The 11,787-nt window shown below is 53.2% G+C and carries 15 protein-coding genes; 5 read left to right on the forward strand and 10 right to left on the reverse strand.

Annotated features, from left to right (window positions below):
- Positions 1–59 precede the first annotated feature (59 nt).
- The 5 genes from K419_RS21955 to dacB form a co-directional block, all read right to left on the reverse strand.
- Complete coding sequence (locus K419_RS21955) at positions 60–314, reverse strand: hypothetical protein (protein ID WP_051292981.1); 255 nt, start codon at positions 312–314, stop codon at positions 60–62.
- 48 nt (positions 315–362) lie between these two features.
- Complete coding sequence (locus K419_RS21960; RefSeq protein WP_051292984.1) at positions 363–848, reverse strand: glycine/sarcosine/betaine reductase selenoprotein B family protein; 486 nt, start codon at positions 846–848, stop codon at positions 363–365.
- A gap of 28 nt (positions 849–876) precedes the next feature.
- Positions 877–1,407, reverse strand: coding sequence for a carboxymuconolactone decarboxylase family protein (locus K419_RS0110680; protein ID WP_026841576.1), 531 nt, complete (start codon positions 1,405–1,407; stop codon positions 877–879).
- A 96-nt stretch (positions 1,408–1,503) separates the two neighbouring features.
- The gene (locus K419_RS0110685) at positions 1,504–2,085 is read right to left on the reverse strand and encodes a TetR/AcrR family transcriptional regulator (protein ID WP_026841577.1); all 582 of its coding nucleotides are present in this window, start codon (positions 2,083–2,085) and stop codon (positions 1,504–1,506) included.
- 125 nt (positions 2,086–2,210) lie between these two features.
- Entirely contained in the window at positions 2,211–3,677 is a 1,467-nt protein-coding gene (dacB, locus tag K419_RS0110690; RefSeq protein ID WP_051292986.1) for a D-alanyl-D-alanine carboxypeptidase/D-alanyl-D-alanine endopeptidase, read from the reverse strand.
- Positions 3,678–4,092: 415 nt separating this feature from the next.
- Between dacB and K419_RS21965 the strand changes: the two genes are divergently transcribed.
- The 5 genes from K419_RS21965 to K419_RS0110715 all read left to right on the forward strand — a co-directional run bounded on the left by K419_RS21965 (position 4,093) and on the right by K419_RS0110715 (position 6,673).
- A complete protein-coding gene (locus K419_RS21965) occupies positions 4,093–4,491 on the forward strand; it encodes a hypothetical protein (protein ID WP_051292988.1) in 399 nt (132 codons plus the stop codon).
- 833 nt (positions 4,492–5,324) lie between these two features.
- Positions 5,325–5,447: a hypothetical protein gene (locus tag K419_RS24280; RefSeq protein ID WP_264175612.1), complete on the forward strand. Its 123-nt coding sequence runs from the start codon at positions 5,325–5,327 to the stop codon at positions 5,445–5,447.
- A complete protein-coding gene (locus K419_RS0110705) occupies positions 5,435–5,929 on the forward strand; it encodes a TlpA family protein disulfide reductase (protein ID WP_026841579.1) in 495 nt (164 codons plus the stop codon). The genes K419_RS24280 and K419_RS0110705 overlap by 13 nt, the downstream gene beginning before the upstream one ends.
- Positions 5,930–5,942: 13 nt before the next feature.
- Positions 5,943–6,188 (forward strand): hypothetical protein, encoded by a 246-nt coding sequence (locus K419_RS0110710; protein WP_026841580.1) that lies wholly within the window; start codon positions 5,943–5,945, stop codon positions 6,186–6,188.
- On the forward strand, positions 6,185–6,673 hold the full coding sequence (locus K419_RS0110715; RefSeq protein WP_026841581.1) for a nitrous oxide reductase accessory protein NosL: 489 nt from the start codon (positions 6,185–6,187) through the stop codon (positions 6,671–6,673). The genes K419_RS0110710 and K419_RS0110715 overlap by 4 nt, the downstream gene beginning before the upstream one ends.
- A 345-nt stretch (positions 6,674–7,018) precedes the next feature.
- On the opposite strand, the gene K419_RS23120 is transcribed toward K419_RS0110715, so the two are convergent.
- The 5 genes from K419_RS23120 to K419_RS23825 all read right to left on the reverse strand — a co-directional run bounded on the left by K419_RS23120 (position 7,019) and on the right by K419_RS23825 (position 11,464).
- Positions 7,019–7,690: a PEP-CTERM sorting domain-containing protein gene (locus K419_RS23120; protein WP_084154198.1), complete on the reverse strand. Its 672-nt coding sequence runs from the start codon at positions 7,688–7,690 to the stop codon at positions 7,019–7,021.
- Between the two features lie 404 nt (positions 7,691–8,094).
- Positions 8,095–8,985: a M23 family metallopeptidase gene (locus K419_RS21970; RefSeq protein ID WP_035497154.1), complete on the reverse strand. Its 891-nt coding sequence runs from the start codon at positions 8,983–8,985 to the stop codon at positions 8,095–8,097.
- Between the two features lie 13 nt (positions 8,986–8,998).
- Positions 8,999–10,240, reverse strand: a complete 1,242-nt coding sequence (locus K419_RS0110725) for an aspartyl protease family protein (protein ID WP_026841582.1) — start codon at positions 10,238–10,240, stop codon at positions 8,999–9,001.
- 255 nt (positions 10,241–10,495) lie between these two features.
- On the reverse strand, positions 10,496–11,179 hold the full coding sequence (locus K419_RS0110730; RefSeq protein WP_026841583.1) for a DUF2461 domain-containing protein: 684 nt from the start codon (positions 11,177–11,179) through the stop codon (positions 10,496–10,498).
- A 57-nt stretch (positions 11,180–11,236) separates the two neighbouring features.
- Positions 11,237–11,464 (reverse strand): hypothetical protein, encoded by a 228-nt coding sequence (locus tag K419_RS23825; protein ID WP_226377679.1) that lies wholly within the window; start codon positions 11,462–11,464, stop codon positions 11,237–11,239.
- Between the last annotated feature and the right edge of the window lie 323 nt (positions 11,465–11,787).

Below are 11,787 nucleotides of genomic sequence, written 5' to 3' on the forward strand. Positions count from 1 at the left end.
AGGGCTGCAGCCTACTAGGCTGCAGCCCTTGTTGCATCTTTTTCTCCTGCCGGCCCCGCTCAGTGGGCTTCCTTGCGCAGTTGCCGCTCCCGCAGGTCGTCCTTCCAGACATAGGGCAGCTCCACAATGGATCCGGCGGGAAGTGTCTGCGCAGCATAGCGAAGACACTCTTTAAGCACCGCCTCATGGGTTGCCGAATCGCCGACGCCCCCCAGGGTGAGGCCGAACGGGTGCTTCAGGTAAAGCGCCTTGGAGGGTTTAACAAGTTCCGTCATCTCCCGCACCAAGGTGAGCGATATGGTGGCAATCCCCATGACATCCAATACTCGCTGGATCAGTCCAACGGACTGAGCACAAACCGGTCACGACGGGACCAGGATGACCAGGTCCACGCCGTCCTCCCTGAGGAGCCTGCCCACCTCTGGAGCACTGCGCCAGATGAGGCGCTCGGGACTGGGCACGAAGCCCATAAAGGAGTAATGACGGGGAGATACATCACCGATCATCCCTTGTGTTGCAAGCTTATTCAGTAGTTGGTACGGAAAAACCGTATCTAGGTCTTCCTTGGCGCGGCGGGTATCATAGCCTGGGTGGGCAAGGGCGATTGCACCCGGATCGATTCCTTTTGGGATCACCCGGAAAGAGTCGTCTCCCAAAGGGCTTTTCGTGTCGAACCGTTCCTGGTCTGCCGCCAGATATGCCCCCGAAGTGGTGACCAGTGCCACCCGGCACGCCTGAACCGCCTTTGCCAACGGCATCGGCTCAGTAGGCAGGTCGAACCGCGCCCAATCGAAATTCGGCAGCACCTTCGCCCTGATGAATTCCTTTTCCCTGTCGAGAAAGTTCATAAAACCTCCCTTTCATTTCCAGCAACCATCAAAAATCGATTTCCACCTGCAGACAATCGAGAAACTTATTAAAGGCGGTAAAGAGCTCCATTACGCCAAGGGATTCGATGATCTCGCCATCCGTGACCCCCGCACTGCGCAGCACCTGGAATTCCGCGGCGGTTATTCTAAGGGGCGCTGTGTTGGCTTTCCGGGCGAAAGCGATCAGCGCCTTTTCCTTGGCAGTGAACGCCGCCCGTTCCAAATCCTCTTCGATAAGGGCAATCTCCCCATCGGATACGCCGATCGCCTTCAATGCCCCGGTATGGGCAGCCACGCAATAAGCGCAGCCGTTATCCTTGGAAACCAGCACCGCAATGGTTTGTTTCACCTTCGGGCTCAGAACCCCCTCCATGATTACCGCCTTGACTTTGCCCCAATTGGCTTTAAGTAGGGGAAGATGATGGGCATAGGTCTTGAACAGGTTCGGTACCATGCCGAAGGCCCCCTCGATCTCTTTGAATATCGCGGCTGTTTCCCCTGAAACTGCCTGAACTGCCACACCGGTCACACGTGCCATTTGCTGCCCCCTTTTTCTCATGATCTGTCCCGGCGCCGACATCCTGCGGCACCATCAATAAACCAACCATTTGGTTTATTTTTTAGGGAAAAAAATTCAGCCTTTCAACAATGATCGCACCGCTGTTAGAGCGTTCCGTAGCGGTTTCGCATCTTTTTTCAGCCGGGAGAGCATGATGCCTCCTTCTATGGCAGCCACCATATGGCCGGCAAGAACTTCTGCAGGAATGTCGCTGCGTATTTCGCCACTATGCTGGGCAGCCGTGATGACTGTCCGCAGTTTGTGCGTCCACTCCTCGAACACTTTTTCGATGAACGGCGCGAAAGAACTCTCCGCATCCCCCATTTCCAAGGCGGTATTGCCGAAGATACAGCCGCCGACGAATCCCGCCCCCCTGTGGGTCTTCATCACCCGGTCGAAAAAATTGTCCAACTGGGCCAAAGGTGTAGCGCCGGTCAGGGCTGCGTCGAGAAACAGCAGGAAATCAGCACTCGACTTCTCTAAGATGGCGAGTCCCAACGCTTCTTTGCCCGGGAAATGAAAATAGAGACTTCCCTTCTTCAGACCGGTGGCGTCCAGCAAATCATTGATGCTGGTGGCACCGAACCCTTGCCGATGAATAAGATCGGCAGCCGTTTCCAGAATTTTATCCCGTGTTGCCTCACCCTTAGGTGTCATTTTCATGCTCCGCTATAAAAACCGACCATTTGGTCGACAATAAAAAAACGGAAGCCCTTTGTCAAGAATAAAGACAACCTGGGGAAATCGCTCCCTGTGAAGCCCCCAGGAGGGAGACGTGGACCTCAGAGAGTGCGCCGGAAGCCGCAGAGGAGTTTCGCGATCCGATCCTGTACCTCGCGTGCCTGCTTCCCTGAGGCGGCGTAATTTTGGATGATGATGGAAAAGGCTAGCGGTTCGCCGTCGGCGCTGGTGGCGTACCCGGCTAGAGCGGAGACGCCTTTCATGTTTCCTGTTTTCCCCCGCACGTTCCCTTCGGCGCAGCTCCCCTTCATGCGGTTCTTCAACGTGCCGTCTTTACCCGCTACAGGAAGGGATTCCTGAAAGATCCGGTACAGCCCTGGGTCGCGTTGAATGGCGCGCAACACCTGAATCATGGTGTCCGCGCTGGAAAGGTTGTAGCGTGAAAGGCCGGAACCATCTGCGACCACCACGTTATCAGTGGCTATCCCCTGCCTCTCCAGGTAACGGCGCACCACGGCACTCCCCGCCTCCGCCGATCCCCGCTTTCCGCTTCCATGCAGACCCAGCAGTTTCAACAGGCTCTCGGCTGTCACGTTGTCGCTGGTCTTCAACGCGAATCGAACCATCTCCTCCAGGCTATGGGAGGAGCGGGCCACCTCGGTTGCTCCCGCCGGAGTGGTAGCCGTAGTCATATCCGTGGCCTTCACACCTTGCGCCCGGAGCGCATCCCGGAACAGGGTGAGCGCCATTAATTCCGGGCGCCAGACGCTCGCCTGTTTCACCTGGGGAGCGCTCCCCAAAGCTATCACTCCGGTCACCGTGACCACATTGTCCCGCTCGCCGGGGCGCCTTGAGGCCTGGATGCTGCTTTCATCCTTGGCACTACCGGTCCTAGTCAGATTTTGAACGGTGTAGTAGGAGGTGCGAGGTTCCGCCGTGACAACGGCCGGGGCGCCCGCCTTGGCGCCGGGCTGCACTAGCAGTGAGACGGCATTGTGGTTGACCGACAATGGAGAGATCATCATCTCGTCGTCGTCCCACATCCACCCCATGCCACGGTAGAGGTCATCGAAACAAGAAAGATCGGCGGCGAGAGTGTACTCCCTCCCCTTGTCCAGCTTGGAAGCCGCAGCCGCGGCCAGGGTCGCCAAGTCCGCCGCGGAGAGCAGACTGTCGCCGCATCCTTTCAGGTAGATCCTCCCCCCCGCTGCGTCAACCCCAACAGTGGTGGCGACCTCCCGGTCCGGTCCCAGGATGGACAAGGCAGCAACCGCGGTGAAGACCTTTTGAGTGGAGGCGGGAACCAAGAGAAGCCGCGGGTTGAACTCGTAGATGGTGTCGCCGTGCTTCAGCGATACCACCTTGATCCCCGCGCTGGTGACGGGAAGGAACTCACGAGCGAGGATGGCGTCGATTTCCTTTTTAAGCCTGGCGGTGGAATTGCTGGCAACGCCGAGTTCGGTCCGTGCAGGGGGAGCAGCTTGTCCGGCAAAGGTCGCGGCAGGCGAACCCGTCGAGATAATCAGTAATGAAAGCACAGCCCCTATGGCCTTGCGAAGATACGACATAACTTTAACGTCCCCCTTCAAAGAGAAAAAGCCAGACTCCCTGATCGAAATTTTGTCAGCATACCTACTACGCCTGCCGCTCTGGCTGCCGCGTTTTCATCTCTTCCGCTTCCCAGGCGCAGCATATCACGTGCTTCCGATTCTGCCTTCCCAAAATCGCTCGGGCTAGTTGTCCAACTACATAGTCATCGGTCTTTACTCCGACGCCTTTAACCCGGGAAGATCGCACACCAATGAACTAAGCATATCGCCTAGTTGCCTCCTCTCCATCGCATCTGGTGCTAATGAATACACTCAGCCTCGCTAACAAATAAAACCTTTGTCTATTCAGCCCTTGCAGCCTGCAAAACGACGACTAAGATCATGGGGTGCTTCGGATGCTGACCGAGGTAAACCGCTGTAAAAGGAGGTCGAGATGTTCAAGATCAAAATCGACTTGATGGGTAGGGATTCCGTTTTCATTGCTAACAGCCAACGGTACATCACCGGTTTGGAAAATATTGGAGCATACAAGGGTGTCACCGGGGATTCACCGCCATCCATTGATCTCTTAAAACAAACCTTTGACCAGTACAAGCAGTGCTTCGAAAGGGGCGCAACCGGCGACCGCATCCAGATCACCATGCGAAACCGAAGCCGAAAAGAGCTGAAAGAGATGTTCCAGAAGGCCCAGAATTACCTACAGGCAGTGGCGAGCGAGGAAGATCTGCCGGCACTGCTGCAAGCCGGGTTCGCGTTACGAAGCGAAGGAGTACGTGGCAAACGCGGCACCGGCACCGGCACCGTACCACCAGCAGAATCACAAGGGTCGTAGTCTCGTTTTTTGTAAGGCCTCAGTCAGCGGAAGCAGTTGCTCTACTTGATTTGCCCCCGGAGGCGGTCCAGCAAATGCAGTGGAACGACCCCTCCGGGGGCTCTTCGTTGTCTCAACATCTCAAATCAGCCTTCCAGTTCAGTAAAAATCCCCAGTGTGGCAGGAATTGATGACATTTTGACTAAATGTCCCCATCTCCTGATAATTCACCGTCGTGTTTCGACTAAAGGCCCATATCTCTGGACAGTTCGTCATCTTGCTTATAGTAGATGTCCCCATCTTCTGACAATTCGCCATCGAGTTTCAGCTAAATGCCCTCACCCCCGGACAATTCGTCCGAGTGTTTCAAGTAAACGTCCCCATCTCCAGACAATTCGTCATCGCGTTTCAATTAAACGTCTCCATCTCCAGACAATTCGTCATCGCATTTCAACTGAACGTCCCCATCTCCAGACAATTCGTCATCACGTTTCATCAGAGTATCCCCACGAGCGTGTAAAAATATTTATATGGTCCTGCTGGGCGTCCGTTCTTGAATAGGTCATGGGCGACGGTCCAGAATTCCCGCTCACGCGGGTAAAGCGGCCAACAGCAGGGCCGAGGGTGCCCTCCCTGCCTTGATGTCGTCGACTACGAATCCGATTATCTTGCGCAAAACGAAAGCAGCTTACACCAACATTGCTGTTGAGAATATGTCGTTTACATTTGAGAAAAGATGCCACTCCTATTTGAGTATACGCTATGAATTCGTTCCAATACCGGTGGATTTGTGCTAGTTTGCGGTACAATTCGAAGCGGCACCCCCTACTTTTAGGAGATGCGCTAGGAGTCCGATGGATCTATTCGAGGAACTCAAAGCTGCTGCGGCCGGCAGAAACGAAGAGGGTGATTTTCCGGACTGGCTTCTCGCAGGGGTACTGGAGGTGGGGGGGAGAATCACCAGATGGCGCGACTGACCTGCTGCTTATCCCTGCTCTTCGCCATCACCGTGACCATCTTTTCATCGGGGTGCGACAGGAAGATGGTGCAGGTAGGCGAGCAAGCGCCGCCGGTCTCGGGAAGGGACATTCGCGGCAACCAGGTGTCGCCTGAGACCTTGAAAGGCAAGGTCGTTGTCCTTTACTTCTGGACTAATTCATGCTGCGGCGAAACTCTGAAAGAGGACCTGGAACCGGTCTATTGCAGGAACAAGGACAGGGGGCTGGCGGTCATCGCGGTAAACGAGTTCGACGAGGAAAAAGATTTAGTTTCAATAGCGGCAACTAACCGGCTCTCAGTTCCGATAATGGTGGATGCCGGTTCTACATTGGCGAAAGACTTCACGGTCTTTGCCTTCCCTACAGCGTTCATACTGGATAGAAACGGCACCCTAAGGCAGAAGGTCCTTGGGCAGATCTCGGCAGCCAAGCTAGAGCAGCTGATCCAGCAGGTCAATTAGCATGAGGACGCACATGAGAGTAGTGAGAGAAGTAATCATCACTTGCCTGGTCATTGCCGCAATTACCGGGTTTGCTCTGGCTGCGCCCCCTGATCTCGATAAATACCGGACCTGCAACTACTGCGGCATACATGGCGGGACGCTTAACACATTCGATGACTCCGTCAGCGCTGCCTATCTCGACATGTACAAAGACACGAAGACGATCAGGGAGCGGCGCAAAGCTAAGCATCGGGGCAGCAGCGAGGGGCCCAGATGATTCGCCGCATCCTCAACCATTTCTCAGTATATATCACTCCTTTTTTACTCGCCTCGCTGGGAATGGCTGCCAATATAAAGCCGGATAAGGTTGGGCCGAAAGACAGGTGCCCGGTCTGTGGGATGTTCGTAGCCAGATATCTCGACTTTGCCGCCCAAATCAAATTCGAAGACGGCCAAGTGTTTCATTTCGACGGCGCAAGAGATATGTTTACCTTCTATCTGGACATCCCTCGTTATGCTCCCGGCAGGCAGATGTCCGATGTCACCTACATCTTTGTCACCAACTATTACGAGCTTAACCTCATCGACGGGAAAAAAGCCCTGTACGTTGCAGGCAGCGACGTCTATGGCCCGATGGGACACGAACTGATACCCTTTGCCCACCGGCCGGAAGCCGAAGACTTTCTGAAGGACCATGAGGGAAAGCATCTGTTCCGGTTTCAGGATGTGACGCCGGCGGCACTCTCCAAGCTTGAGCGATGACGTGGTTATCTCTGCTGCGGCGCTCTCTTTAGCAAAAGACCGGGAACCCTGGCATACGACATTGTTGCCGCTCCAGTGGTTCCCATGGCAGCAGCTCCCTACTCTCCAATTCAAATATTGACCATCTCACTAACCGGATAGCCGGCTGATAGGCCACGGTATATGCAAGTGACAAACGCTTCGGAACTTGCTCGGAAGGACCTGAGGCATTTTCATGATCATAATTTCACAAGAAATAAATACACTGGACCAAGACGAAAATATCCAGTCAACCAATAGTGTCAGCCATTCATCAAGCTCAAAGAGGGGATAGCAACAGCGGCTATCCCCTCGTCACTTTCTGGCTTAAGTTGTATTGTTCTTGCGGCGCTTACCGTAGATCGCTACGCCGAAGAAACCTGAAGCGAGAAGCAGTATTGTGCTGGGTTCCGGAACAGGGGCGATTGAGACATTATCCAAAAGAGCGCCAATATTGTCGCCATTTCCGCCGATGCTCCGGAAGGCGATACTGAAGGATCCTGGCGTAGCTAAACTAAAAGGAATATCATAGGTTTGGAAACCTTGATTTGATGCGATGTTAAGGATTTGGGTGACATTACCTAAATTAAGAGAAAGAGAAGATACTGCGGCAGGTGCTAGTTCATTTGGTAAGAAGGAGGATACTGATTCAGTTGTGCCTCTATGACTGCCAGCTAAGTCAAAACTCAAGACATAGTTGCCGGCTGGAGCTGAAATCGACTTTGATTGCAGCAACCCCGTAAGCCCGGTCGATCCATCCAAGTCCACATACAGACCGTTGCCTGGAAGGAAATCAAAAGTTCCTCCGTTACCGATAAGATCGACAGTGCCTGTACCGGGAACAACCGTCCATTGGTTGAAGGAACTGAAATTAAGGGCTTCGTTTCCTGCATTTTCGCCATTAAAGTCGTCCTGGAAAATCGGGCTCGCGCCCGCCACTCCGGATGCGCCAATCACCAAAGCTGATACTACCGATGCGACCAAGGCTTTCTTTCTCATTTCGTAGGTCCTCCCTTGTTTTGGGTTGAAGATTTATCAAAGTTAATCCAACAACGTTGCTTGGCAAGGGAGGCGAAGACGTCTCGTTGGCATGCAAGCTGAGGTGTTGCCTGCAGGAGTGCGCTTTCTCCGAACCGCGGGTATCTCCTTTTGCTTAGCCGGTACTAAGGTTTTTATGACACAGAGGTTTATAGGTTTATTTTATGTAGCCTTCAACTCAGGCTCTGGAGGGTTGTTCGGGGTTTTCGGCGGGAACCAAATTTTGTTCAGGAAATAGGGGGAGGGTGAAAGACAGCTGTCAATGTGCTGATCAGCCAGGAATTTACTCAATTGCCATGCGTATTCCGATGAACCCGGCCGGGTATTCCGATTGGTGTCGCCCCCCTGAGTTCCCCGGAAGCCGATTACTCAATGACGACACTGTTCACTGACAGTTTTCGATTTTCAAAGGTAAGCCATCTCTCAGCCCCGCCCATTTTCGCGCTGATGTGCAGGTGCGGCTCCAGCGTGTTGCCGGAATTTCCCACCTTACCGAGTAACTCCCCAGCAGAAACGACTTGACCAGCTTTCACCTTAATAGTGCCGCGCTTTAGATGCGCCATGAAGAGTTCCGTGTCGGCGCACTTCATGACCAGGTGATTTCCCGCCGGATGTTCCACATCCGGACGTCCGGGTGCATTGTCCGGCAACCCGTCCTGAGCGAACAGGATGGTTCCCGCGCAGGGGCTGGATATCCTCTCCCCGAAGATTTCATAGGCAGCTAAGGAGCGGGGAGCAATGCCGTCGGCCCGATTGCCGAAACCGTTTAACTTAACAACGTCAAAGGCGAGCCTGCTTCCGCCTAACACATGAAACGGATTGGTAATCATGCTGTTTCCCCCCTGGAGCACGTAGTAATTTCCTGAAGCTAACGGGAATGACAGGTTGAGGGCGCTTCCCGGCTGATGAAACGCTGCAATGGCCAAGACATCCAGCACGAGAAACAGAAGAAGAGCAAGCAGGGAGATAGAAAAGCACAACCTGCTCCAATGCCTGGCTTTATCGTTGAACTTCGTACCTCGCATCGAGTAGGCAACTGCGAGGGCAAACAGAACCAGGGAAGCAAAACGAAGGTAGTAGCTGGTAAGCGCCCAGGGGGCAGTCAGAAATGCAAACGCAACGACGCTGCCACAGGTTGCGGTCGATAGAGCCCATTCAAGCCGGTGCCGAGGCTTGCCCCTTACCAGCCACACCAATGCAGCAGCAACGAGGCATGGCGGGTAAAGTGCGAAAATGTACTGAAGAAGTGCTTTCACGTTTGATCTCAGGTCAGCTGGGCGACCTGGGGAAAAGGAGCGTCAAGTCCCCCTTGCGGAGGGTCAATTCGGATTTATTTCCACTGGACCCCTTGATATAGGAAATGCTCAAGGTCTCGCTCGATTTCGTTATCCGCATGATGTCGAACAAAGACATTCCTGCTGTCACACGGCCATTCAAGGCAATAAGTTCGTCACCGACCGACAATCCTGCTTTGTCTGCGGCACTTCCTTTCCATAAACCGCTCACGATAGCCTTACCCTTCTCATACGAGACTGCGAATCCGTAAGACATCATCTCCTTTTCAAGATGCCGATCGTCGAACGGCTTCAAGTACAGAAGAGAGGCTGGGTAATCGATGGTCACCATGAAATTCTTCAGATATGCGGCGCCAAGGGTCATAACATCTTCAAAGCGGTTAGAGACAATTGCCGCATTCTCTATGATTATGGGGCCGGATGCTATTCGATCGGTTTTGACCAGATAACTTTCGGTGTCTTTGCCAAATACTCCGGCTCCCATTGAGCCGTTGGAGCTGATATATTCTCCTGTCTTGAAGTGAGGCAGTTTGTCGAGAGTGGAGAGAGGAAACGAGGCGATCGCATCGTGCCCGGTGTCGATCATGCAATCGAGAGTAACGGAGCCGTCCAGTTCGCATTTCATGGTAGGCGCAAATCCGAATTTCATGTTTTTCCACATCGGCAACTTCATCGCACCGTCGAAGGAGCGTCCTTCCGATTTACCCAGGAACGTCACTCGCTGGTTCCGGTAATCCAGCTGAACTGTAAAAAACCTCAGGAAATTCGAACCTAGCAGGCCGTCTATATTCGGCGCATATTTTTTCAAATCGACAACCGCAGCAGCGCAGTCTGAAACGGCGGCTTTACCTACGCTTATTCTGTTCGCCTGGACGAGGCGGACGTCTTTCTTGTTCCCCGCGGAGTCCGCAACCTTATTTGTCACCGAGTCCTTGAACGCGAACCTTTTGGCGACCTGTTCGTCTATGACGGTAAGGGCGCCTGTATCCACCATGAAAGTCAGATCCTCTGGGGAATCGTCGACCCTGACCTTTACGGTGAGAAGATGGGCCATCTGCTCTGCCTGGACAGATTCATCGCTGGTCAAGATGCTCTGAGGCGAGCCGCCCCGGACCATGGAGCCCCCCTTGATCGCCGAGCAACCGGTATTAAGCAAACCGACCAGCAGAAAACAGATTAAAAACAGTGACTGATGACGAGACTGGAAGACATCCATATTAAAAGTTCCTTTTAAAATTAAGATGGCTCTCCTTGGAGTCATGGTGAAATGGCTCAATATGCGCGCTCAAAACTTTCTCCTGATTTTACCTTGTCTCAGTTTCAGGAGTCCCTCTCTGCCGGCTTCCCGATGCCAGGTTCTAACCTCGTGCCCAGCCAACCACATCCGGACAGCAATAAGAGAAGTAGGATCAATCCGTACCTTGGACTCATACTTTTCTCCTTTCAGCTGTTGCCGCGCGGAGTGGGATGGTCAATATGCGGCCACTTTGCAGAGGTAGTGATAGAGAGGGGCGATGGTTCCGAAGCCGGATACTAAGTCCGAGATCAACGTCTTGTCGATAAAGCTGGCTGTAACCGGTTGATTGCAAACAAGGTAAATGCTTTTTCTGTTGTACCAGTCATTCAACTCGTCGGGGATGCCGGGCTTCAATGGGCGCTTGTATCCATCGCCCTCGATTATGAAGGTATTCTGGCTTGAGAAGAATGAGGTGGCCGAGTGGAATTTAGCCGGTTTGGAGTCGATAGATTTCCTGAACCTGTCCATGGTTTCGCGGCTGGCGCTGTAGAAGCCCATGCCGTAACGGTAAGAGTCCGGGGAAATCTCGAAGAAATATGCCGGGTAATCCTTCCACTCGATTCTCGGCCGCTTGAAGGTAATCCAGTGACTTGTCTTATACGGGGACTTGTCCCTTGAGAACCGCGTATCCCGATAGATGCGGGAAATCGTCTTGTTCAACACAGGCCTTACTTCCAAATCAGGATCGAGGCTCTGCATAAATGGCCCTAGTCCCGCTGCCAATGACTGCAAAGGCTTCAGGACATTATCCTGATAATCCACTTTATGAAGCTCGAACCACTCCTTGTTGTTGTTTTCGCTCAACTCCTTTAGGAAATGAAAAGTAGCGGCAGGAAATCCCTCGAATTTTTCTATCATTACAGTGTCCTCTTCCTCAGCTCAGGGTATCTCGCTCTCGGTATATCCCGAACCTTCTCAGGCAGGGTTGGTTTGGTGGTCTGTTCCAACATGCTCGCGCATAACATCTCTCATCATCACTTCAGGATGATGGTATCTTTCGTACTCCTTTGTCTTGCCTCCATACTGGATGCATTTTGCCGGGCACCACTGAATGCACGCTAAACATTGTTCACAGTTGCCGTGCCAGACTGGTTTGCCCGCTTGCAGCAGTACGTTACTGACGGGGCAGATTCTCTCGCACATTCGGCAGGAGGCGCATGAACCTTGAGATTAAAGCTTTTGTCCATCGTTCTCATGCCGGCTCCTTACCAAATAGCTGGTTCTATGATCAGGGCGCAGGGGCGGCGTCTGGCTGCGGTCTGTTGTCGCTGCCATCCTTCATTTGAGTTTGCTTCGATTGTTTCGTCGCTCTAACAAGGGACTTTTCTCCGGGCACATCCGTAATGGAAACCGCGCAGCAGATTAGCACGCACAGCAGACCAACATCAATGAATATTAATTTTGATTGGGATCACATTTGAACGGGTTGGTCGTGGCCAGAAAAGGGAAGGCTTTCCCATTCCTGC

It is taken from the genome of Citrifermentans bremense R1 (assembly GCF_000426865.1).
GTDB classification, from domain to species: domain Bacteria; phylum Desulfobacterota; class Desulfuromonadia; order Geobacterales; family Geobacteraceae; genus Geomonas; species Geomonas bremensis.